At 71.3% G+C, this 22621-nt stretch carries 17 protein-coding genes and 2 tRNA genes; 14 read left to right on the plus strand and 5 right to left on the minus strand.

Annotation, left to right across the window (positions count from 1 at the left end; translation table 11 throughout):
* Positions 1 to 7 precede the first annotated feature (7 nt).
* Entirely contained in the window at positions 8 to 1294 is a 1287-nt protein-coding gene (locus UWG_RS0118810; protein WP_016908758.1) for an acyltransferase family protein, read from the minus strand.
* Positions 1295 to 1974: 680 nt separating this feature from the next.
* Between UWG_RS0118810 and UWG_RS0118815 the strand changes: the two genes are divergently transcribed.
* Complete coding sequence (locus UWG_RS0118815; RefSeq protein ID WP_026328646.1) at positions 1975 to 2169, plus strand: hypothetical protein; 195 nt, start codon at positions 1975 to 1977, stop codon at positions 2167 to 2169.
* Between the two features lie 120 nt (positions 2170 to 2289).
* Here the strand turns inward: UWG_RS0118815 and UWG_RS0118820 are convergent.
* Positions 2290 to 2360 (minus strand) — tRNA-Gly (locus tag UWG_RS0118820).
* Between the two features lie 245 nt (positions 2361 to 2605).
* Here UWG_RS0118820 and UWG_RS0118825 point away from each other — a divergent pair.
* From UWG_RS0118825 to clpX, 5 genes are all read left to right on the plus strand, one after another.
* Positions 2606 to 2682, plus strand: a tRNA-Pro gene (locus UWG_RS0118825).
* Between the two features lie 201 nt (positions 2683 to 2883).
* A complete protein-coding gene (gene tig / locus UWG_RS0118830) occupies positions 2884 to 4308 on the plus strand; it encodes a trigger factor (protein WP_016908760.1) in 1425 nt (474 codons plus the stop codon).
* 321 nt (positions 4309 to 4629) lie between these two features.
* On the plus strand, positions 4630 to 5235 hold the full coding sequence (locus UWG_RS0118835; protein WP_086022515.1) for an ATP-dependent Clp protease proteolytic subunit: 606 nt from the start codon (positions 4630 to 4632) through the stop codon (positions 5233 to 5235).
* 64 nt (positions 5236 to 5299) lie between these two features.
* Complete coding sequence (locus UWG_RS0118840) at positions 5300 to 5998, plus strand: ATP-dependent Clp protease proteolytic subunit (protein ID WP_016908762.1); 699 nt, start codon at positions 5300 to 5302, stop codon at positions 5996 to 5998.
* A 212-nt stretch (positions 5999 to 6210) separates the two neighbouring features.
* Positions 6211 to 7497, plus strand: a complete 1287-nt coding sequence (gene clpX, locus UWG_RS0118845) for an ATP-dependent Clp protease ATP-binding subunit ClpX (protein ID WP_016908763.1) — start codon at positions 6211 to 6213, stop codon at positions 7495 to 7497.
* Between the two features lie 144 nt (positions 7498 to 7641).
* Here clpX and UWG_RS0118850 read toward each other — a convergent pair whose 3' ends face one another.
* On the minus strand, positions 7642 to 9309 hold the full coding sequence (locus UWG_RS0118850) for a sensor histidine kinase (protein WP_050988613.1): 1668 nt from the start codon (positions 9307 to 9309) through the stop codon (positions 7642 to 7644).
* A 1698-nt stretch (positions 9310 to 11007) separates the two neighbouring features.
* Here UWG_RS0118850 and UWG_RS0118860 point away from each other — a divergent pair.
* The 3 genes from UWG_RS0118860 (at position 11008) to UWG_RS0118870 (ending at position 13218) form a co-directional block, all read left to right on the plus strand.
* Complete coding sequence (locus UWG_RS0118860) at positions 11008 to 11508, plus strand: hypothetical protein (protein WP_016908766.1); 501 nt, start codon at positions 11008 to 11010, stop codon at positions 11506 to 11508.
* Between the two features lie 430 nt (positions 11509 to 11938).
* Positions 11939 to 12382 (plus strand): pyridoxamine 5'-phosphate oxidase family protein, encoded by a 444-nt coding sequence (locus tag UWG_RS0118865; protein WP_016908767.1) that lies wholly within the window; start codon positions 11939 to 11941, stop codon positions 12380 to 12382.
* Positions 12383 to 12486: 104 nt separating this feature from the next.
* Positions 12487 to 13218 (plus strand): response regulator, encoded by a 732-nt coding sequence (locus tag UWG_RS0118870; protein ID WP_016908768.1) that lies wholly within the window; start codon positions 12487 to 12489, stop codon positions 13216 to 13218.
* 91 nt (positions 13219 to 13309) lie between these two features.
* On the opposite strand, the gene UWG_RS0118875 is transcribed toward UWG_RS0118870, so the two are convergent.
* Both UWG_RS0118875 and UWG_RS33110 read right to left on the minus strand, forming a co-directional pair.
* Positions 13310 to 14248, minus strand: a complete 939-nt coding sequence (locus tag UWG_RS0118875; RefSeq protein ID WP_237720157.1) for a hypothetical protein — start codon at positions 14246 to 14248, stop codon at positions 13310 to 13312.
* Between the two features lie 340 nt (positions 14249 to 14588).
* Entirely contained in the window at positions 14589 to 15593 is a 1005-nt protein-coding gene (locus tag UWG_RS33110; protein WP_029391575.1) for a hypothetical protein, read from the minus strand.
* A 131-nt stretch (positions 15594 to 15724) separates the two neighbouring features.
* On the opposite strand from UWG_RS33110, the gene UWG_RS0118885 reads away from it, so the two are divergent.
* The 5 genes from UWG_RS0118885 to UWG_RS0118905 all read left to right on the plus strand — a co-directional run bounded on the left by UWG_RS0118885 (position 15725) and on the right by UWG_RS0118905 (position 22522).
* Complete coding sequence (locus UWG_RS0118885) at positions 15725 to 18373, plus strand: valine--tRNA ligase (protein ID WP_016908771.1); 2649 nt, start codon at positions 15725 to 15727, stop codon at positions 18371 to 18373.
* Between the two features lie 106 nt (positions 18374 to 18479).
* A complete protein-coding gene (gene folC / locus UWG_RS0118890; protein WP_016908772.1) occupies positions 18480 to 20102 on the plus strand; it encodes a bifunctional tetrahydrofolate synthase/dihydrofolate synthase in 1623 nt (540 codons plus the stop codon).
* The gene (locus UWG_RS0118895) at positions 20102 to 20443 is read left to right on the plus strand and encodes a DUF4233 domain-containing protein (protein ID WP_016908773.1); all 342 of its coding nucleotides are present in this window, start codon (positions 20102 to 20104) and stop codon (positions 20441 to 20443) included. Before folC ends, UWG_RS0118895 begins: the two co-directional genes overlap by 1 nt.
* A gap of 364 nt (positions 20444 to 20807) precedes the next feature.
* Positions 20808 to 21230, plus strand: a complete 423-nt coding sequence (ndk, locus tag UWG_RS0118900; RefSeq protein ID WP_016908774.1) for a nucleoside-diphosphate kinase — start codon at positions 20808 to 20810, stop codon at positions 21228 to 21230.
* A gap of 272 nt (positions 21231 to 21502) precedes the next feature.
* Positions 21503 to 22522, plus strand: coding sequence for a rod shape-determining protein (locus tag UWG_RS0118905; RefSeq protein WP_026328643.1), 1020 nt, complete (start codon positions 21503 to 21505; stop codon positions 22520 to 22522).
* The last annotated feature ends 99 nt before the right edge of the window (positions 22523 to 22621 follow it).

A 22621-nucleotide genomic window follows, 5' to 3' on the forward strand; every position in this document is an offset into this window, starting at 1 on the left:
CGGTGCCTCAGCCCCCGTGCGCGCCGCGCCCGCTCGCGGACGAGGAGCCTCCTGCCGCACCGGACTCGGCGGGCCGGCCGCCCGCGTCGCCCCCGGCCTGCCGGCCGACGGGGGCGGGCTGGGGCGCCTGCTGCGGCGCGGCCTGGGCCTGGCGCTTGCGGGCTTCGGCTGCCGCGTCGTGCTTGAAGAACCACTCCATCTTCGGCTCGATGAGCCACTTGAAGCACTTCACCACGGGCGGTGTGCACAGCACCGTCATCATCACGGCGGCCATCACCGTGATCGCCACCCGGCTCAGCGGGTGGTCGACCCAGGCCATGTCGTACCAGTCGAACTGGCGCGAGAGCTGGATCGGGAAGATGTGCAGCAGGTACGCGTAGAGGGTGCCGGCGCCGAGCGCGGTGAACCAGGTGTGCCGCTGCGGCACCAGGGCGAGGAAGCAGACCGTGAGGACGAGGGCACAGCCGAAGAGTGCGAGATACATCACGGCGCCGACCCAGGAGGGGACGCCCATGTCTGCGGCTGCCTTGTTGTGGAGGAACCAGGTCTTCGACATCCGCGGCACGGCCCAGTAGGCGAAGACCAGGACGCAGGCCCAGATCGGCAGCGCCGCGAGCCGCAGCGACCGGCGCTTCACCAACTCGAAGTGCTCCGGCTTGAGCTGGAGGCCGAGCACGAAGAACGGCAGGTACTGGAAGACCCGCATCAGGTTGAGGTCGTTGCCGATCGACGGCGTGGCCGAGGCGGCGACGGCGATCGCCAGCGCGACCGGGAGCGGCCACCGCAGGTTGTTCCAGATCGGCGTCGTGATCCGCCAGACGAAGAGCGCCATCAGGAACCAGAGCGCGAACCCCGGCTCCTGGAGGTGGAATTCGCGGTCCGGGTTGGATCCGGCCCAGCGCTGGAAGTAGGTGTAGATGACCTGGATGGCGAGGTACGGCACCGCGACGCCCGTGATGAGGCGCTTGATGTGCCGTGCCGAGCCGTTGAAGCTCCGCGAGAGGTAGCCGGAGACGATGATGAACGCCGGCATGTGGAAGGCGTAGAGCACGAAGTAGAGGCCCTCGGCCGCACGGCTGTCGGCACGCAGCGGTTCCCAGATGTGCCCGATACCGACGAGCACGATCGTGAGGTACTTGGCGTTGTCGAGGAAGGGGTCCCGCTGCTTGGCAGCTGGCTTCTTCTTCGTCGCAGGCACCTCGGCCGACGCGGGGGGCGTCGTCGACGACGAGTCCTGCCGGACCGGGGGGAGCGGCGCCCGCTCATAACCAGCGTGCAACATCTGCCGCACCATAGCGCTCAAACCTGGGGCACGTAAATTCTCGTCCCCGGGCTCCTGCCCGCCTCTGCGCCGGGTATTCCCCCTCTTAACCGAGTCGTAAGCGATCATGACATTCCTCTGCGGAGGGCGCTCCCGAGCGCTCCACGGAGGGAAGGTACCGCCTCAAATCACGTGGAAGTGCAGGGTGTTGACGGGGTGCGCCCCGTCCGTCCCGGCGCGCGCGTCGGGCAACCGCTGTCCGTCGGTACGGATTTGGCGGCGCCGCGGGCCCGGCCGGATGAGAACTTCATTAAAGGCACCGGGTGTCGGCGAGATGCATTCGGTGCACGGACGGTGTGATGACCGCGTGTGGGACAGGTGAGAGAGGAGAGGGACAGGAGGGGCGTGCTTTCCGCGGTGCGGTCCGACCGGAACGATCAAGCCGAATCCCGTGCGTGTTCGAGGAGTTGCGTTGCGTGCGGACGCCGGTGCGCGGGCCGACTACGCGGCGTGCGCGGTCGGGGGTGGCGCGTGGTGCACACGAGCCGCTCGGTGTCCAGGGGGCCGTGCGTCGGCTTGAGTGGCTGTCACCCGGCTGCTGTACGCAGCGGGTTGGTGGCACGATGGGGGCCGCGGGGGTGTGGCGGCGCAGGCGGACCCCCGGGCCGGAGAAGTGTTTCGGACATGAGCCGACCATGAGGGTGTGAGCAATTGTGGCCATTTCACTGTCTGTAGTGGTGTTGTTGGCGGTAGTCCTGGTCGTGCTGATCCGGGGGAAATCGATCAAGCCGGGGCCGGCGATCGTGGCGATACTCTTCGGCTTCTTCCTCGCCTCGACGGGGATGGCCCCGTCGATCAACCGCTTCCTCAACTCCATTGCGGAGACCATCAATCAGATCTCCTTCTGATGGTCGGTCGCCGGTGCGCACGGACAACACGTGCTGCGCGCACCGGTGTCCGGGCCGAGCGCCGCCCTGACCCCCACGTACGACGAAGGCCCCGACCGCGGACGGTCGGGGCCTTGCGAGAGCGGGCGACGGGAATCGAACCCGCGTAGCTGGTTTGGAAGACCAGGGCTCTACCATTGAGCTACGCCCGCAGGTACGGCAGTTGTCGGTGACGCCCCTCGGGACTGCTCACCGACGTGGTGCGTGTGCCGTGTGCAACAGCCGGAAGACTACCGGATCTTCAGGGACCGGTGCGGGTGGCCCCCGCGGCGGCCCGGGAGGTCAACCGGTGCTGCCGACTGCTGCCACAGGACGTCGACGGCGCCGTGCGCCCGATGGTCCCGCCGGATACGACACGGACTGCATCGTACGGCATGTACTCTACGTGTCGCACCAACGGGGTGTGGCGCAGCTTGGTAGCGCGTCCGCTTTGGGAGCGGAAGGTCGTCGGTTCGAATCCGGCCACCCCGACCACGTACTATGGGCTACGCGCATGCCTGTGATGTGTCCGCGGCTCCCGGGCCCGCTCCCGGAACTGTGGGGGCGCCCCGCATACGGGCCCCGTGCACACGGAGCAGTCGAATCCCCCGTGCACACGGGGAGGAACGACGTCGCCCCGGGCACACGGGGCAACATCAAGATCAATCCCAGAAGTCAGCCCCAAGGAGACCGACCGTGAAGAGCGCCGTGGAGACCCTGAACCCGACCCGGGTTCGGCTCACTGTCGAGGTGCCCTTCGAGGAGCTCAAGGACAGCCTCGACGCGGCGTACAAGAAGATCAACCAGCAGGTCACGGTGCCTGGCTTCCGCAAGGGCAAGATCCCTGCGCGCCTCATCGACCAGCGGTTCGGTCGCGGCGCCGTCCTCGAAGAGGCGGTCAACGAGGCGCTCCCGAAGCTCTACCAGGACGCCGTCGAGGAGGGCGAGCTCAACGTACTGGGCCAGCCCGAGGTCGACATCACCGACCTGAAGGACAACGAGCAGCTCACCTTCACCGCCGAGGTGGACGTCCGCCCCGAGATCGAGATCCCGGACTACTCGGCCGTCGAGGTCGAGGTGGACGCCGTCGAGGTCTCCGACGAGGACGTCGACCAGGCTGTCGAGCAGCTCCGTGAGCGCTTCGCCTCCACCACCGTCGTGGAGCGGGCCGCCGGCGAGGGCGACGTCGTCAAGGTCGACCTCACGGCGAAGGTCGACGGCGAGACCCTGGAGGACGGCGTCGCCAACGGCGTCGACTACACCATCGGCTCCGGCGAGCTGCTCGACGGCATCGACGACGCCGTCACGGGCCTGAGCGCGGGCGAGACCGCCACCTTCACCTCCGAGCTCAAGGGCGGTTCGGCCGCCGGGCGCGAGGCGGAGATCGAGGTCCGGGTCGAGACCGTCTCCGAGCGCGAACTCCCCGAGCTCGACGACGAGTTCGCTCAGATGGCGAGCGAGTTCGACACGCTGGACGAGGTCCGCGAGGACAGCCGCAAGCGCCTGGAGCAGCAGAAGAAGTACGACCAGGCCACCGCGGCGCAGGAGAAGGTCCTCGACGCGCTGCTGGAGCTCGTCGAGGTGCCGATCCCGGAGAAGCTGCTCGCCGACGAGATCGAGTCGCGCAAGCACCAGCTCGTCAACCACCAGCTCGGACAGCTCGGTCTGGACCTCGAGGGCTACCTCAAGATGCAGGACAAGTCCGAGGAGGAGTTCGAGGAAGAGCTCAAGGAGCAGGCGGAGAAGGGCATCCGGACCCAGTTCGTCCTCGACCAGCTCGTCAGCACCGAGAAGCTCAACGTCAGCCAGGAGGAGCTCACCGAGCACCTCATGCGCCGCGCGCAGTCCTCCGGCATGAGTCCCGACCAGTTCGCGCAGGCGGTCGTCGAGGGCGGCCAGGTGCCGATGCTCGTCGGCGAGGTCGCCCGCGGCAAGGCGCTCGCGTCGGTCGTCGAGGGCGTCACGGTCAAGGACACCAACGGCGAGGTCGTCGACCTCAGCGACGACGAGGACGAGACCGCCGAGACGGTCGCCGCCGAGACGACCGAGGCGGAGACCCCGGTCGAGGCCGCCGAGGACGCCAAGTCCGAGGGCGAGCAGGCCGAGAAGAAGTCCGAGTGACCCGGGCGCCCTCGCGGAGGGCGCCGCGCAGGCAGACCGCCGGCGAGCGTACGTGCGCTCCCGGCGGTCTGCCGCATCGCGACCCTGCGTCGCCGGCGGCCCTGTCCGCCGTGCGCTGCGAGAGCGCAGGGCGAGCGGGTGCGGAGCGCTGCGGCCGCACCGCCCGCCGCCCCCTATGACCTGCGCTCACAGCGAACAGTTCGCGGACCGGGATGGCGCTGCCCGACCGGCGCGTTAGGGTCCCAAGTAGACGAAGACCCCAGTGACGGACCGCTGTCGGCGGCCGTCCGGACACGAGCAGGTGGACACGTGACGCTTCCGATGCCTTCCGCCGCCGCTGAGCCCAACTTCGGTGGTGGCCTCGGCGACCAGGTCTACAACCGACTGCTCAACGAGCGGATCATCTTCCTCGGTCAGCCGGTCGACGATGAGATCGCCAACCGGATCACCGCGCAGCTTCTGCTGCTCGCCGCCGACCCGGACAAGGACATCTTCCTTTACATCAACAGCCCCGGCGGCTCGATCCAGGCCGGCATGGCGATCTACGACACCATGCAGTACATCAAGAACGACGTGGTGACCATCGCGATGGGCCTCGCCGCCTCGATGGGCCAGTTCCTGCTGACGGCCGGCACCCCGGGCAAGCGCTTCGCGCTCCCGAACGCCGACATCCTGATCCACCAGCCGTCGGCCGGACTCGCGGGCTCGGCCACGGACATCAAGATCCACGCCGAGCAACTGCTGCGCACCAAGCGGAAGATGGCCGAGCTCTCCGCCCAGCACTCCGGCCAGACCATGGAGCAGTGGACGCGCGACGCCGACCGGGACCGCTGGTTCACGGCGCAGGAGGCCAAGGAGTACGGCCTCATCGATGAGGTCTACGGTTCGGCCGCCCAGCTGCCCGGTGGCGGCGGCACGGGCGCCTGAGCCCGTCGAACCGATCGGCCCCGTTCGAAGACCGCAGCCACCTCATCACCAGGAGAACGCCCCGATGACCAACACCTCCGGCCCGTCGCCCGCCGGCTTCCCGGGCTCCGGCCTCTACACCCGGCCCTCAGGCGAGTTCGAGGGCATCGCCCCCGAGTCCCGCTACATCGTCCCGCGCTTCGTCGAGCGCACCTCGCAGGGCGTGCGCGAGTACGACCCGTACGCGAAGCTCTTCGAGGAGCGCGTGATCTTCCTCGGCGTGCAGATCGACGACGCCTCGGCGAACGACGTCATGGCGCAACTCCTCTGCCTCGAGTCGATCGACCCCGACCGGGACATCTCGATCTACATCAACAGCCCCGGCGGCTCGTTCACCGCGCTCACCGCGATCTACGACACCATGCAGTTCGTGAAGCCGGACATCCAGACGGTGTGCATGGGCCAGGCGGCCTCGGCCGCCGCGGTGCTGCTCGCGGCCGGCGCCCCCGGCAAGCGGATGGCGCTGCCCAACGCCCGCATCCTGATCCACCAGCCGTACAGCGAGACCGGCCGCGGCCAGGTCTCCGACCTGGAGATCGCGGCGAAGGAGATCCAGCGGATGCGCGAGCAGTTGGAGGAGATGCTGGCACAGCACTCCACCAAGGACATCGAGACGATCAGGGACGACATCGAGCGGGACAAGATCCTCACCGCCGAGGAGGCCCTGGAGTACGGGCTGGTGGATCAGATCACCTCCAGTCGCAAGTCCTCGGTGGGCGTCTGAGACAGCAGTCGGGTCCGCCCCGCGGCGGCCCCGGTTCGGCCCAGGCGGCTTTCGATCCGGTCTCGATACCCTGCGTATCGCGCCGATTCGAGCGGTTTGAACCGGACCGAGGTCGCCAAGGGGGGCCCATGACGGCGGTGCGGCAAGGTACCGTCGAAGAGCATGTACCTCGGTCCGTCTGCGACGGATTACAGGCGAAGGGGAAGCTCCTCGTGGCACGCATCGGTGACGGCGGCGATCTGCTCAAGTGCTCGTTCTGCGGAAAGAGCCAGAAGCAGGTGAAGAAGCTCATCGCGGGACCAGGTGTGTACATCTGCGACGAGTGCATCGATCTCTGCAACGAGATCATCGAGGAGGAGCTCGCCGAGTCCTCCGAGTCGGGTTGGGACGAACTCCCCAAGCCCCGTGAGATCTCCGAGTTCCTCGAGGGCTACGTCGTCGGTCAGGAGGCGGCGAAGAAGGCGCTGTCGGTCGCCGTCTACAACCACTACAAGCGCGTGCAGGCCGGAGAGAACGGCGGCCCGCAGGGCAAGGACGACGGCATCGAACTCGCCAAGTCCAACATCCTGCTCCTCGGCCCCACCGGCTCGGGCAAGACCCTCCTCGCGCAGACGCTCGCGCGGATGCTCAACGTCCCGTTCGCCATCGCCGACGCGACCGCCCTCACCGAGGCCGGATACGTCGGCGAGGACGTCGAGAACATCCTGCTCAAGCTGATCCAGGCCGCCGACTACGACGTCAAGAAGGCCGAGACGGGGATCATCTACATCGACGAGATCGACAAGGTCGCGCGGAAGAGCGAGAACCCGTCGATCACGCGTGACGTCTCGGGCGAGGGCGTCCAGCAGGCCCTGCTGAAGATCCTGGAGGGGACCACCGCCTCGGTGCCGCCCCAGGGCGGGCGGAAGCACCCGCACCAGGAGTTCATCCAGATCGACACCACCAACGTCCTGTTCATCGTGGGCGGGGCGTTCGCCGGTCTGGAGAAGATCATCGAGTCGCGCGCGGGCGCGAAGGGCATCGGCTTCGGTGCCGACATCCGCTCGAAGCGCGAGCTCCAGGACACCAACCAGTTCGAGGAGGTCATGCCGGAGGACCTGGTGAAGTTCGGCATGATCCCGGAGTTCATCGGCCGCCTCCCGGTCCTCACCAGCGTCCACAACCTCGACCGCGAGGCGCTCCTCCAGATCCTTCTGGAGCCGCGGAACGCGCTCGTCAAGCAGTACCAGCGCCTCTTCGAACTCGACGGAGTGGAGCTGGACTTCGACAGGCCCGCACTGGAGGCCATCGCCGACCAGGCGATCCTCCGCGGCACCGGCGCCCGCGGCCTCCGGGCGATCCTGGAGGAGGTCCTCCAGTCGGTGATGTACGAGGTCCCCTCGCGCAAGGACGTCGAGCGCGTGGTGATCACCGAAGAGGTCGTCCACTCCAACGTCAACCCGACGCTCGTCCCCCGGGCGCGCGGCGGTGAGCAGCAGCGGCACGAGAAGAGCGCCTGAACGGCGCCGAGTTCGGCCCGCGAGGCCCGGTCCCGGTCGCGGGGCCGGGCCTTCGTCGTCCCCGGCGCGGCACACCGGACCCCTGCTTCGACGGCAGCCGGGCGCGGTCAACTCCAGCTGCGCGGACGTGAAGCCGGCCCCCCGTCAGCCGGTCCGCGCCGTCCACACGAGGGTGCTGCCGCCGCCCTCCGGCCGTCCCAGCTCCAGGGAGCCGCCCAGCTTCCGGGCCCGAGCCGCCAGGTTCTCCAACCCGCTGCGCCGGCCGTCCTCCGGTATCCCCACGCCGTCGTCGCTGACCGTGAGCACCACACGGCCGGCGGCTGCCTGGAGGGCCACCTCCACCCGGCCCGCCTTCGCGTGGCGTGCCGCGTTGCTCAACGCCTCGCCGAGCGCGGCGAGTACGTGCTGCGCCACGTCGGCCGGCACGTCGGTGTCGAGGAGGCCCTCCATGCTGAGCCGCGGCGGGAAGCCGAGCACGGCGGCGCTCTCCTCGACGGCGCGGACCACACGCGAGCGCAGGCCAGGGCCCGCCTCCTGCTCGGCGGCGCGGAGCCCGAAGATCGTGGACCGGATGATCTTGATGGTCTCGTCGAGGTCCCCGACGGCCCGCAGGACGCGTTCGGCGGCTGCGGGCTCCTCGATCGTGCGCGAGGCACCCTGGAGGGTCATGCCCGTGGCGAAGAGGCGCTGGATCGCGAGGTCGTGGAGGTCCCGCGCGATCCGGTCGCGGTCCTCGAGAAGCGCCAACTGCTCGGCGTCCCTGCGGCGTTCGGCGAGTTCCAGGGCGAGCGCCGCCTGCCCGGCGAAGCCGCCGAGCGGGCTCGTCTCCTCCCGCGTGAGCGCGGGCGCGCCCGAGCGGCGTGCGAGGAGCAGCACTCCCTTGACCGACCCGGGCGTCTCGCCCGACTCGATGCCGAGCGGCACGGCGACGGCGGGCCCGAACCCCTCGGCGGCGTACGGGGTCGCGTCACGCGCGAGGTCGACGCAGGTCGAAGGCTCGCCCGTGCGGTAGGCGTGCCCGGGGAGCGTCCCGTCGAGCGGGACGGCGCTCCCGTGCCGCTCGTCGGCGCCCGCGCCCGTGGCGAGTTCGACGACGAGTTCCTCGCGCTCCGGTACCCGGACGGAGACGTCGGCGAGGTCGGCGCCGAGGATCTCCCGTGCCCGGTCCGCGATGAGTTCGAGGACCTGGGCACGGGTGCTGCCGGAGAGCAGGCTGCGGGTGATCTCGGCGCTCGCCTGTGTCCACCGCTGCTGGCGCTGGGACGCCTCGTAGAGGCGGGCGTTGTCGACGGCGACGCCGGCGGCGACGGAGAGCGTCGTGAGGACCGCCTCGTCGTCCTCGTCGAAGTCGGCGCCCTCCTTTTTGTCGGTGAGGTAGAGGTTGCCGAAGACCTCGTCGCGCACCCTGATCGGGACGCCGAGGAAGGTGTGCATCGGCGGGTGGTCGGGCGGGAAGCCGTAGCTCGACGGGTGGTCGCCCAGCTCGGTGAGGCGCAACGGCTCGGGGTGGCGGATGAGTTCGCCGAGGATGCCGTGGCCCTCCGGGGGGTGGCCGATCCGCGCCGTCTGCTCGTCGTCGAGGCCGAAGGTGAGGAACTGGGAGAGCCTCTCGCCGTCCGGGCCTATCACGCCGAGGGCCGCGTACCGCGCGTCGACGAGGTGCGCGGCGGCCTCGGTGATCTCGCGCAGCACCTGCGCGAGATCGAGTTGGCGGCCGACGCTCAGCACCGCCTCCAACAGGCTGTGGACCCGGTCACGGGTGCCGCGCGCCGAGTCGATGCGCGTCTGGAGTTCGTCGAGGAGCTGGTCCATGCGTAGCTGCCGCAGGTGCGGCGCCTGCAATCGAGGCTCCTCCCCGCCGACCGTCGTCACCCGTCCTCCTCCGTCCGCCGGGGCGCTGCACCGGGCTCCGAGAGCCACCGGCATCACCGTAGCGGGCGCGTCGACCGGGGTACGGAGGGGCCCCGGCGGGGGAGGGCGCGGGTCAGCCGGCGAGGCGCCGTCCGGTGACGGCGGAGCCGACGTCGGCGCGTACGGCCTCGGCGCCCTCCCGGTCCGCGGCGTCGAGGGTGGTGAGGGCGGCGGGAGAGAGACCGTCCTGCCGTTGAGGGCGTGCTCGCGGGGCAGCGCGCGAGTACGCGGCGGGGCCGACCCGGGTCCGTGCGGGTGCCGTTACGTGCCTCGTCGCGCACGGCCTCGATCCGCCGGTGCTCGCCGACGAGCCCGTCGACGTGCTCGGGAAACGCGACGTGCAGCGCGGGGAAGAGGCCGCTGCGCCTGCCCGGCCACCATCCGGGCCGACGGCGTCGAAGCGGCACTCGCGCACTCCGGCACCGTCCCCCGGCCTCTGCGTCTGCGGGTCTCCGGTGCTCGTCACGGCCGTCGAGGGAGCCGTGGCCGAACCGCCTCCGCGCGCCCGGGTGTTCGCGGAACGGTTGCTGCCCGACTGAGGGGCTGCCGGCGGGTCCTGGGCAGCGGTGCCTTGGTCGGGTGCGTGGCTGGGACGGTGCGTCGGCCGTCGTGCCCGGGCAACTCGTGGGCCGGTGGGCGTGGTTGGTCAGCTGCGTCGAGATCCGGGGCCGTGAGGGTGCGTGCCGGTGACGGAGCTGTCCGTGCGGTGGCCATGGTGCGTTCCGTGCCCGGGCGCAGGCGCCGGGCCGTCCGCGGAAGGCGATTAGGCCGACGGGGGCGCCGGCGCCGGGAGGACGGATGCCCTGGTGGAGGGGTGCGTCTCCCGTTCCGTGGCACTGGTCGGGCGCGTGCTTGTGGGGCGGTGCGTCGGCTCGGGGGCAACGCGCGGGGTGCGAGGGGCGGTTGGCCGGAGGGCCGGGAAGGTGCGGGCTCTTCGCGGACGGAGCCGTTCTCACGAATGTCGGGTGTACGTCCACGGCTGCGGCGCCTTTCCGTCCCTGCGCCTGGCCGCGTGGCGCTGGACGCGTGCGTCGGATTGCGGGACCGGTCGGCCGACGGGTGAACCGGCAGAGGTGGCTCAGCCGTTGGGCCGCGAGGGCTCGGCCATGCGGCGCCACGCCTGTGGCGGGGGAGGCGGGCGCATCAGCCGAGGAAACGGGCCGGGAGGCCCAACGTCCGGGCTGCCGAAGCGGGTTACGGTCGTGCGCGTCGAGACGGGGGCCGGGCGCGTACGGACGCCGTCCGGGAGCGAGGAAGCGGAGGGAGACCGATGAGTGCGAGTGAGGTCCTGGTGCGGCCGTACCTGGTCTCGCGCAGGTGTGCGGCCCGTGCCGTCGCCCGGATCGCCCGTGCCGAACGGCCCGGCACGCCGTCCCCCGCCACCGCCGGGGCCGGCGCACCGGCGTCGGGCAGGCGTCCGCGGGGCCGCTGAACTCCGTCGGCCGATGCCCGTGGAACGGTGATGCGGCCCCGGTTGGGTACCGTCGCCTCCGGGCCGCCCCTCCGGGCCCAACGGCCCTTTCGCACGGCTTTCCGTGGCCTGTACTCGACACGGCCCGGGGACGGAGGCGCTCGCGTGGCGGTACGAGGAGGCGCAGGGTGATCGGTGTCGTCGGGCACACGGACCTCACCGCGCGGACGCTGCGGCGGCTCGCGCGGGAGCTGCCGGTGCTGCTCAGGGAATCGGCGGGGGAGTGCGCGGGGGCCGTCGTGCGGGCGGGTGCGGGGTTGCCGCTGCTCGCGGCGCGGGCGGCGCGGCGGGTGGGGCTGCCCGTCGTCGTCGCGCTGCCGTGGCTCGGCGGCCGTCCGGCGGGGCTCGCCGGCCAGGACGCCGTCGCCGCCGGCGAGTTGCTGATGCTCGCGGCCTTCGCCCGTCCCCTCTCCTACGACCCGCACGACCGCGCCGAGTGCATCGCGGCCGACGAGGGCCTCGTCCGCAACTGCGCCCGGCTCGTGGCCGTCTGGGACGGCTCCCACAGCGACGGGCGGGACGCCACGGCGCACCTCGTCGCCTACGCACGGGCGCACAGGGTGCGCGTCGACGTCCACTGGCCGCGGTACGCACGCCGCGCGGTTTCGCTTCCCGGGGTACGCGACTGAGACGGCGGTCCGGGTTCGCGGCTGAGACGGCTTTCCTTGCGCCGTGACTGAGGCGGTTCCTCCGGGCTCGTGGCTCAGGCGGCTTCCCCGGTTCGCGATTGCGGCGACTCTCCCGAACCCGGACCGGGACCGTCCCCCGAGTCCGCGACCGAGACGGCCCACGCCGCGAGCCCCCGTGCTCCACCCGTCCGCCGGCCCGGCGGCACGTCCCCGGCGCGTGCGGCGTCGGGAGGACGTCGGCTCGGGACCTTGGGCCCTGGCCGCACCACGGCGCCCGGCATTGACTGGAGGGAGGACGACCGCCGGGCAGGCGCCGTGGCGCCGCCACCGCCCTCGCACGGCCTCCGGGCCCGCCGTACCGAAGGTCCGCGTCCTGCGCACCTGCCACGCGAGCGGCCGCACGCAGCGGCGTCGATGGGGAGTGAGACCGATGACCGAGACCACCGGCCGGTGGAAAGCCCCGCAGTCCGGCCTCGTACGGAAGCCGTCCCCCAGCGAGCTGCCCCGGCCCGAGGCCCTCGCGCTGCTGGACAGCGTGCCGATCGGGCGCGTCCTCTTCAGCCACCAGGCCCTGCCCGCCGTCCGGTTGGTGAACCACGTCGTCGTCGACGAGGACGTGGTGATCCGCACCCACGCCGGCGCCGCGCTCCTCGGCTCGGCACAGGACGGCGCGGTCGTCGCCTACCAGGCCGACGAGGTCGACCTGGTGCGTCGCCGCGGCTGGAGCGTGACGGTCACGGGCGTCGCGAAGCTGGTGGGGGACCGCGCGGCGCAGCGGCGCTACCGCGAGATGCTGCACCCGTGGGTCGGCGGCCGGATGGACCAGGTCGTCCGCATCAGCATCGACTACCTCACCGGGCTCCGCTTCGGCTGACCTGCCACCCGGCCTCCTCGACCGGGCCCAACGGCCCTGTCGACCTCCGGAACGCGCGAGGAGAATGGCGGTACGCACTCGACGTACCAGGCAGGAGGCCAGCGATGTCGGCCCAGCACGAGCAGCCCCGGCAGCGGCCGGACGGGGAAGGGTCCGTCGGCGTCTTCCTCCTCGACGACCACGAGGTGGTGCGCCGCGGCGTCCGCGACCTGCTGGAGGCCGAGGACGGACTCACCGTCGTCGGTGAGGCGGCCACTGCCGACGAGGCCCTCGTCCGCGTCCCCGCGCTCCGCCCCGACGTCGCCGTCCTCGACGTGCGGCTGCCCGACGGCGACGGCGTCCAGGTCTGCCGTCAACTCCGTTCGCGCTGCCCCCAGTTGGCCTGTCTGATGCTCACCTCGTTCGACGAGGAGGAGGCGCTCCTCGACGCCATCATGGCCGGCGCATCCGGCTACGTGCTCAAGCAGATCAGCGGCACCGACCTCGTCACCGCCGTCCGCACGCTCGCCTCGGGGCAGTCGATGCTCGACCCGGGGGCGACGACGCGGCTGATGGAGCGGCTCAGGGGCGGCGGGACCGCCGAGGAGGAGACGCTGCCCGGACTCACCGAGCGCGAGCGGGAGATCCTCCAGCTCATCGGCGACGGTCTCACCAACCGGGAGATAGGCGCCCGCCTCTACCTGGCGGAGAAGACGGTCAAGAACCACATCTCGCGGCTCCTCGCCAAGCTCGGCGTGGAGCGCCGGGTGCAGGCCGCGGTGATCGCCACGCAGGCGCTCCCGGCCAAGGACGTCCCGCGGACCGAGCGCCGTCCGGGCGCCCGGGCCGGCGGCTGACCGGCGCCCGCTTCCTCGCGGCGGAGCGGCCCGCCGCGACCTCCCCACCCCGGAAGGCGGTTCGGTCGCGGCGGACCGCTCCTGCTGCGCGTCACTTCTCGACGCGCGACTCCTGCCACGCCTTGGCGGCGAGGTCGGCCATCTCGTCCTCGGAGAGCGCGTCGGCGGACATGCCCTTCTGCTCCGTGTACAAGACCGTTCCGATGGTGCTGGAGTCGGCCCAGGCGCACACGGACATCTGCATCCTGCCGCTCGCACCGGTGAACTTGGTGCACTTGAGGAGATCCCCGTCGAAACCGGAGGGGCTCTTCTCCTTCCACTCCGAGTCCTCGGGCTTGACGCCGAGCTTGGAGACGGACTTCGTCTGCTCCTCGATGAGGAAGTCGAGGGACGTCTCCGGGTCGGAGAGCGCGCCGAACGCGCCGGCGAGCTGCACCTTCTTCTGCCCCGAGGAGTACTGCGCCGAGACGTCGCCGTCCGCGTCGAGGTCGGGGATCTTCTTGGTCTTGCCGCTGCCGCTCTTCAACTCGCCCGTCTCGCCGCGCTTCACGTCGCCCTGGCGGTCGTACTCGCCGGCGAGCTTCTGCGGCGGCTCCAGCTTGTACGAGGCGCCGTCGCCGCCGACGACACCGGTGGCGAAGAGCCCGCCCACGACCGCGGCGACGACGACCACGGCGCCGACGACGATGCCGATCGTCTTCCCCTTGCCGCCCCCGCCCTGCGGCGGGACGGGCATCCCCGGCTGCTGCGGCGGGCCGTACGGCGGCTGTCCGGGCGGCTGTTGACCGTAGGGACCGGGCTGTCCCTGCTGACCGTAGGGACCGGGCTGGCCCGGCTGCCCGTAGGGACCCGGCTGCCCGGGCTGACCCTGCTCCCCGTAATGCCCCGGCTGCCCGGGCTGCCCCGGCTGCTGCGGGTATCCGTACCCCTGCTGGGGCGGCACTCCGCCCGGTTGCCCCGGCTGCTGCGGGTATCCGTATCCGGGCTGCTGCGGCTGGCCGCCGTACGGGCCGGGCTGGTTGGTGCTCATGATCGGGTGCTCCCCCTTGCAGGCGTGTACGTGAACAGGCGGGGCCATCCTGGCGGACCGGCTCCCGACCGCACCCCCGAGCACCGACTCCGTTCCCGGACGGAGACACTCCGCTGACAAAGCTGCTGCCTGCGGTCCGAGCCGCCCTCTCGCTCGAAAGCCGAGATCCCCCGGGGGCGTTCGGGCAGTACACCCGAAGTGAGCCGCGTACCGCAACACTTGGCGGAGCCGTCAGCACTCGTGCGCACACCGCCCGCGGGCGGCGGCCCGCCCCCCCCGGAACGCTGTCCCTTTGTCCTGGGCCAGGACAACTCACGCCACGCGCCCGCAGGTCGGCCGGTCAGCCCACCTCGACGCGGGTGTCCTTGCGCACCTTCGCGGCCGTCTCCGCCGCCTCGTCGAGCGGCGTCGCCTGGCCGGTGAGCGCGGCAGCCGGATCGATGGTGGTGACGAGCGCGACGGTGCTGTGGTCGGCCCACATGCAGAGCGGAACGCTTACGCTGTCCACCTTGGCGCCGGCGCCCTCGGGCGCGGTGACCTTGATGCTCTGGCACTGCATCACCGCGTCGTCACCGAGGCTTTCGGGCTGCTGCTTCTCCGGTTCGCCCTCCAGGTCGACCTTGGCGTCGCCCCCCGCACGGTCCGCCTGCTTCGCCGACTCCTGCGCCATCAGCCCGAAGGCGAGGTCGAGCACCCGCTGCGGGTCTTCGATCTCGCCCCAGACGCCGCCGAACTGGAGCTGCGTCGCGGTCTGTTCCGTGCCGGTCGCGTACTCGGCGCCGACCGACTCCGGGTCCTTGACGCCGAACTCCTCGAACTTGTCGGCGTCCTTCGGCTTCACGCCGCCGTCGCCCGAGGAGTTGGGGCTCCGCTGGTAGTCGTCCGCGACGGTCTGCGGTGTCGTGAGCTTGTACTGCTTGCCGTCGTCCGCGATTTCGTCCCCGTCGCCCGTGCCCCCGTTGACGACGAGGAACCCGGCGACCACCGCACCGACGACGGCGAGCGCGCCGACGACGATCGCGATCATCTTCCCCTTCTTCTTCCCGCCCTGCGGCGGGACGGGCATCCCCGGCTGCTGCGGCGGACCGTACGGCGGCTGGCCGGGCGGCTGCTGCCCGTACGGACCCGGCTGCCCCGGATACCCGTATCCCTGCTGGGGCGGCACCCCGGGCCGGCCCGGCGGCTGCGGAGGCTGCTGGCCGTAACCGGGCTGGACCGAACCGTCGCCCTGCGCATAGGGGTTGGGCCCCGGCTGCGGCTGGCCGTACGGTCCCGGCTGGTACGGCCCCTGGCCGCCGGGCTGTCCCGGCTGCTGCCCGTAGGGACCGGGCTGGTTGCTGCTCATACGGCGCTTCCCCTCCGCTTGGCTCGCCTCGAACGCGCTGGAGAACATCTTCTACGACGGCACTGACAAGTGCTTCCCCGGGAGGGAAACCGATTCGAGACTGCGACATCCCCGCCCGTACACTGGCGCCCGTGACCGAGAACACCCAGCAGGCCCCGGAGCACCGCGGCCCCCACTCAGCAGCCCCTGCAGACCTGCCGACGCAGTACGTGCCGGCCGAGGTAGAGGAGGAGCTGTACGAGCGCTGGGTAGAGCGGGGCTACTTCGAGGCCCACGCCAAGAGCGAGAAGCCTCCCTACACGATCGTCATCCCCCCGCCGAACGTCACGGGCTCCCTCCACCTGGGCCACGCCTTCCAGCACACGCTCATGGACGCCCTCACCCGCCGCAAGCGCATGCAGGGGTACGAGTCGCTCTGGCTCCCCGGCATGGACCACGCGGGTATCGCCACCCAGAACAAGGTCGAGCAGCAGCTCGCCGAGGAGGGCAAGTCCCGCCAGGACCTGGGGCGTGAGGAGTTCGTCGACCGCGTCTGGCAGTGGAAGGAGGAGTACGGCGGCAAGATCCTCGGCCAGATGCGCCGCCTCGGCGACGGCGTCGACTGGTCCCGCGAGCGCTTCACCATGGACGAGGGCCTCTCGCGCGCCGTGCAGACCGTCTTCAAGCGGATGTACGACGACGGCCTCATCTACCGCGCCGAGCGCATCATCAACTGGTGCCCGCGCTGCCTCACCGCCATCTCCGACATCGAGGTCGAGTACCAGGACGACGACGGCGAACTCGTCTCCGTCCGCTACGGCGAGGGCGAGGAGTCGGTCGTCGTCGCCACCACCCGTGCCGAGACGATGCTCGGCGACACCGCCATCGCCGTCCATCCCGAGGACGAGCGGTACGCGCACCTCGTCGGCCGCGAGATCAAGCTGCCGCTCACCGACCGCTCCATCCCCGTCGTCGCCGACGAGCACGTCGACCCGGAGTTCGGCACCGGCGCCGTCAAGGTCACCCCCGCGCACGACCCGAACGACTTCGAGATCGGCCGCCGCCACGACCTCCCCGCGCTCCAGATGATGGACGAGCGCGGCACCCTCACGGTCCACGGTCCCTTCGAGGGCCTCGACCGCTTCGAGGCGCGTTCCGCCATCGTCGCCGCCCTGCGCGAACAGGGTCGGATCGTCTCGGAGAAGCGGCCCTACGTCCACAGCGTCGGGCACTGCTCGCGGTGCAAGACCACGATCGAGCCGCGGCTCTCCATGCAGTGGTGGGTCAAGGTCGGCCCGCTGGCGCAGGCTTCGGGCGACGCGGTGCGCGACGGCCGGGTCGCCATCCACCCGCCCGAGCTGTCCTCGCGGTACTTCGACTGGGTCGACAACATGCACGACTGGTGCATCTCGCGCCAGCTCTGGTGGGGCCACCGCATCCCCGTCTGGTACGGCCCGGACGGCGAGACCCGCTGCCTCGGCCCCGACGAGGAGCCCCCGAGCGGCGAAGGCTGGCACCAGGACCCGGACGTCCTCGACACCTGGTTCTCCTCCGGCCTGTGGCCCTTCTCCACCCTCGGCTGGCCCGAGGAGACCCCGGACCTCGAGAAGTTCTACTCCACCGACGTCCTGCTCACCGGCTACGACATCATCTTCTTCTGGGTGGCGAGGATGATGATGTTCGGCCTCTATGCCAGGGACGGCGTCCCGCCGTTCCGCACCGTCGTCCTCACCGGCCTCGTCCGGGACGAGCACGGCAAGAAGATGTCGAAGTCCTTCGGCAACGTCGTCGACCCGCTCGACTGGATGGACGCCTACGGTTCCGACGCCCTCCGCTTCACCCTCGCCAGCGGCGCCAACCCCGGCACCGACGTCCCGATCGGCGAGGACTGGGTCAAGGCGTCCCGGAACTTCGCCAACAAGATCTGGAACGCCACCCGCTTCGCGCTTCTCAACGGCGCCACCGTGGAGGGGCCGCTCCCCGAGTCCGCCGAGATGTCGGCGGCCGACCGCTGGATTCTCTCCCGCCTCGGCGCCGTCGTCGCCGAAGTCGACGCGCACTACGACGGCTTCGAGTTCGCGCGCCTCTCGGACACCCTGCGCCACTTCGCCTGGGACGAGGTCTTCGACTGGTACGTCGAGCTCTCGAAGTCCACCTTCGCCGCGGGCGGACGTCCGGCCGAGGTCTCGCGCCGCGTCCTCGGCGAGGTCCTCGACACCACCCTGCGGCTGCTCCATCCCGTGGTCCCCTTCGTCACCGAGGCGCTCTGGACGACGCTCACCGGCGGCGAGTCCCTCGTCGTCGCGGAGTGGCCGAAGGACCCCGGCTTCCGGGACGCCGCGGCGGAGGCGGAGATCGCCGCGGTCCAGCGGGCGGTCACCGAGGTCCGCCGCTTCCGCGCCGACCAGGGGCTCCAGCCGGGCCAGCGGGTCCCGGCCCGGCTCGTACCGGACGCCGAGGGCTCCCCGCTCGCCGCGCACGAGGAGGCGATCCGCCAACTCCTGCGCCTCCAGCGGCCCGACGACGGCTTCCGCGAGACGGCGTCGCTCCCGGTCGAGGGCGCGGTCGTCGCCCTCGACCTCTCGGGCGCGATCGACGTCGAGGCCGAGCGCAAGCGGCTTGCCAAGGACCTCGCCGCGGCCGAGAAGGAGCTCCAGCAGACGACGGGCAAGCTCGGCAACGACGCCTTCCTCGCCAAGGCACCCGAGCCGGTCGTGGAGAAGATCCGCGTGCGCAAGGCGAAGGCCGAGGAGGACATCGCGCGCCTCAAGGAGCAGCTCGACCGCCTCCCTTCGGCCTGACCTGCGGGCGTCCGGGGCGGCCCCTTCCCACGGGCCGCCCGGACGTCCGCACGTCCGGCCCCCGCCCGCGGCACCGGTCCGCGGCGGCTTCCGTAGACTGGGCGCCGTGAGTGACGAGCGCCCCGACCCGGACCCGGACGAGCCGGACGAGCGGAACACCCGCCCCGACGAACTCCTGCCCCCGACCGACCCCGACGAGGCCGGCGAGTCAGGCGAGGAGACTGCGCCGCCCGAGCCGGGCTCCTTCGAGGAGATCGTCGGCGAGGCCGCCGACCGTGATCCCGACCTCGCCGTGATCGAGGCCGGCAGCCGCACCCTGCGGGCCCAGGCCGGCCAGCAGAGCGCGGAGGTTCCGGCCCGCCCCGAGGACCCCGAGGTGGACCGGCAGCTCCAGGAGGTGGAGGCCGAACTCGCCACCCGCTGGGGCGAGACCAAGCTCGACCCGTCGGTCACGCGCATCCAGGCACTGATGGACGTCCTCGGCGACCCCCAGCGCGCCTTCCCATCGATCCACGTGACGGGCACCAACGGCAAGACGAGCACGGCACGCATGATCGAGGCGCTCCTCCTCGCCTTCGACCTCCGCCCGGGCCGCTACAGCTCCCCGCACGTCCAGTCGATCACCGAGCGGATCAGCGTGGACGGCGCGCCGCTGAGCGCCGAGCGGTTCATCGAGACCTACCGCGACGTCCAGCCGTACGTCGACCTCGTGGACGCGCGCGGCGAGTACCGCCTCTCCTTCTTCGAGGTGCTGACGGCGATGGCGTACGCCGCCTTCGCCGACGCCCCCGTCGACGTCGGGGTCGTCGAGGTGGGCATGGGCGGCACCTGGGACGCCACCAACGTCATCGACGCGGACGTCGCCGTCGTCACGCCGATAGCGCTCGACCACACCGACCGCCTCGGCGGCACCACGGCCGAGATCGCGGGGGAGAAGTCCGGCATCGTCAAGCAGGACGCCACGGTGGTCCTCGCCCAGCAGCCGGTCGACGCGGCGAGCGTGGTCCTCAAGCGCGCCGTCGAGGTCGATGCGACGGTCGCCAGGGAGGGCATGGAGTTCGGCGTGGTTTCCCGTGAACTCGCCGTCGGCGGGCAGCTTTTGACGCTGCGCGGCCTCGGCGGCGAGTACGCGGACGTCTTCCTGCCGCTGCACGGCGCGCACATGGCGCACAACGCGTCGGTCGCGCTCGCCGCCGTGGAGGCGTTCTTCGGGATCGGCGCCGGCGGCGCGGGCCAGGAAGCACGCACGCTCGATGTCGAGGCCGTCAAGCAGGCGTTCGCCGGTGTGACCTCACCGGGGCGCCTCGAACTCGTCAGATCGAGCCCCTCGGTGGTGCTCGACGCGGCGCACAACCCCGCGGGCGCGCGTGCCACCGCGGAGGCGGTGAGCGAGGCGTTCGGGTTCAGCAAGCTCGTCGGCGTCGTGGCGCCCAGCGGGGACAAGGACGTGCGCGGCCTCCTCGAAGCCTTCGAGCCGATCTTCGCCGAGGTCGTCCTCACCCGGAACTCCACGCCGCGCTCGATGGACGTGGACGCGCTCGCCGCGCTCGCCGTCGAGGTCTTCGGCGAGGAGCGGGTGCAGGTGGAGCCGCAGTTGGACAGCGCCCTGGAGGAAGCGATCACCCTCGCCGAGTCCGAGGACGAGTACGCGGGCGCCGGGGTGCTCGTCACCGGCTCGGTGATCACGGTCGGTGAGGCGAGACTCCTGCTCGGTGGAAGGAGCCGCTGATGCGCACCCTGTGTGCCTCGACCCTGATCGGTGAGTTCTTCGTCATCGGCTTCGCCGGGCTCGTGGCGATGCAGCTCGGCGCTGCCTCGACGGGCACGGTCTGGCTCGTCTCCGGGGTCGCCATGGCGTTCTGCGTCGTGCTCTGCGGCATGCTCGGGCGGCCGGCTGCGGTCCCCGCGGGCTGGGTGCTCCAAGCCGTGCTCGTGGCCGGCGGCTTCGTCCTCCCGACGATGTTCTTCCTCGGTGCGTGCTTCGCGGGGCTCTGGTGGGCGTCCGTCCACTTCGGGCAGAAGATCGACGAGGCGAAGGCGCGGTTCGCGGCGGAACCTGACGCGGCGTAGCCGCCGGCCGGCAGGCGTCCGGCCGTGCGCCGGCGGCGACTTGGCGTGGTTCGGGCGAGGTACGGCGTGCGAGGGGCGCGGACGCGCCCCGGCGTACGGGGCGTGCGCCGCGTGGTGGCGGGAGCCAGGTGCTGCGTGAAGCCGCCGCGCCCGCGCCGTGTAGCCTCTCTCCAACCCCCCTTGCGTACCGCCTGCACGGGCCGCGGTCCGCTGTCCGGCCGCGCCCGGGTGCGGACGCCCCCTCGCCTTCCCCGGTAGCCGGCGTCTCGCGGAGCGGGCCAAGCGGGGCCCGTAGCCCCTCGCGCGGCGGGCCGGTGCCACTCGCCGGACGTCGGCGTCAGCCAAGGAAGCCAAGGAGTCCACTGTGAGCCAGCCGAGCCAGCGAACCCTCGTCCTGCTCAAGCCCGACACCGTCCGCCGCGGCCTCGTCGGTGAGGTCATCGGCCGTATCGAGGCGAAGGCCGGCTGGCGGATCGTCGAGATGGACCTGCGCACCATCGAACGCCCCGTGCTGGAGCAGCACTACGCGGAGCACGAGGGCCGTCCGTTCTACGAGCCGCTCGTGGAGTTCATGGCCTCCGGCCCTTCCGTCGCGATGATCGTCGAGGGGGAACGGGTGATCGAGGGCGTCCGTGCGCTCGCCGGACCGACCGACCCGATCGCCGCCGCCCCCGGCTCGATCCGCGGTGACCATGCCACCATCGTCAGGGAGAACCTCATCCACGCTTCGGACTCCGAGGAGTCGGCCGAGCGGGAGATCAAGCTCTTCTTTCCCGAGGTGAGTTGAGCCGTCGGCCTGCCGCTCCCGCGGCCTGCGGCACGCCAACTGGCCGAGCGCCCGCGGTGGAACCCGTCTCGCCGACACGACGTCCTCATTACGAGGGACGCTCGCGGTTCCACTCACAATGACGGAGGAACCGTCTCTACGCGTTCGGGAAACCGCGTCTACGATGGAATCCTTGCGCAGCGCGACGCCAAGCGGGCGCTTTCACTCCCTGCCGTCGTCCCACACACAACCCTCCACTTCCGGAAGGCCAGACGCATCCTATGGCGAACAACATGTCGTTCATCGGCCGTGATATGGCTGTCGACCTCGGGACCGCCAACACGCTGGTGTACGTCAGGGGTCGCGGGATCGTCCTCAACGAGCCGTCCGTCGTCGCCATCAACACCAACACCGGTGGCATCCTCGCGGTCGGAGCCGAGGCGAAGAAGATGATCGGCCGGACCCCCGGCAACATCGTGGCCGTCAGGCCGCTGAAGGACGGCGTCATCGCCGACTTCGAGATCACGGAGCGGATGCTCCGCTACTTCATCCTCAAGATCCACAAGCGCCGCTACCTGGCCAGGCCGCGCGTGGTGGTCTGCGTGCCCTCGGGTATCACGGGGGTCGAACGCCGCGCCGTCATCGAGGCGTCGACGCAGGCGGGCGCGCGCCAGGTGCACATCATCGAGGAGCCGATGGCGGCGGCGATCGGCTCGGGGCTGCCGGTCCACGAGGCCACGGGCAACATGGTCGTCGACATCGGCGGCGGCACCACGGAGGTCGCCGTGATCTCCCTCGGCGGGATCGTGACGGCGCAGTCGATCCGCGTCGCGGGCGACGAGTTGGACAACGCGATCATTCAGCACATCAAGAAGGAGTACAACCTCCTCCTTGGTGAGCGCACCGCCGAGAGCATCAAGATCACCATCGGCTCCGCGCACCACCTGGAGAAGGACGAGCACACCGAGATCCGCGGCCGCGACCTCGTCAGCGGCCTCCCCAAGACGGTCGTCATCTCGGCGGGTGAAGTGCGCAGAGCGATCGAGGAGCCGGTCAACGCCATCGTCGACGCGGTCAAGACCACCCTCGACAAGTGCCCGCCCGAGCTCTCGGGCGACGTCATGGACCGCGGCATCGTCCTCACCGGCGGCGGCGCCCTGCTCCGCGGCCTCGACGAGCGCCTCAGAAGCGAGACGGGCATGCCCATCCACATCGCGGAGGACCCGCTCGACTCGGTCGCGCTCGGCTCCGGCAAGTGCGTCGAGGAGTTCGAGGCGCTCCAGCAGGTGCTCGACGCCCAGCCGAGGCGCTGACCCGGCCACGGACCGGCCCGCAGCGCGGGGACGATCCGCCGCACGGACGAGGAACCAACCGCGCGGCGGATCGTTGCAGTTGGGGCGGGCGCCGCCGAA

The sequence above is a fragment of the Streptomyces xiaopingdaonensis genome, from assembly GCF_000262345.1.
Lineage (GTDB): Bacteria > Actinomycetota > Actinomycetes > Streptomycetales > Streptomycetaceae > Streptomyces > Streptomyces xiaopingdaonensis.

Bases quoted from the DNA above. Each gene is read 5' to 3' on its own strand.
- UWG_RS0118895 (WP_016908773.1), top strand. From the start codon at position 20,102: ATGCGCACCCTGTGTGCCTCGACCCTGATCGGTGAGTTCTTCGTCATC.
- UWG_RS0118835 (WP_086022515.1), top strand. From the start codon at position 4,630: ATGCCTTCCGCCGCCGCTGAGCCCAACTTCGGTGGTGGCCTCGGCGAC.
- UWG_RS0118840 (WP_016908762.1), top strand. From the start codon at position 5,300: ATGACCAACACCTCCGGCCCGTCGCCCGCCGGCTTCCCGGGCTCCGGC.
- UWG_RS0118875 (WP_237720157.1), bottom strand. From the start codon at position 14,248: ATGAGCACCAACCAGCCCGGCCCGTACGGCGGCCAGCCGCAGCAGCCC.
- UWG_RS0118870 (WP_016908768.1), top strand. From the start codon at position 12,487: ATGTCGGCCCAGCACGAGCAGCCCCGGCAGCGGCCGGACGGGGAAGGG.
- UWG_RS0118810 (WP_016908758.1), bottom strand. From the start codon at position 1,294: ATGGTGCGGCAGATGTTGCACGCTGGTTATGAGCGGGCGCCGCTCCCC.
- UWG_RS0118850 (WP_050988613.1), bottom strand. From the start codon at position 9,309: ATGGACCAGCTCCTCGACGAACTCCAGACGCGCATCGACTCGGCGCGC.
- UWG_RS0118905 (WP_026328643.1), top strand. From the start codon at position 21,503: ATGTCGTTCATCGGCCGTGATATGGCTGTCGACCTCGGGACCGCCAAC.
- UWG_RS33110 (WP_029391575.1), bottom strand. From the start codon at position 15,593: ATGAGCAGCAACCAGCCCGGTCCCTACGGGCAGCAGCCGGGACAGCCC.
- UWG_RS0118865 (WP_016908767.1), top strand. From the start codon at position 11,939: ATGACCGAGACCACCGGCCGGTGGAAAGCCCCGCAGTCCGGCCTCGTA.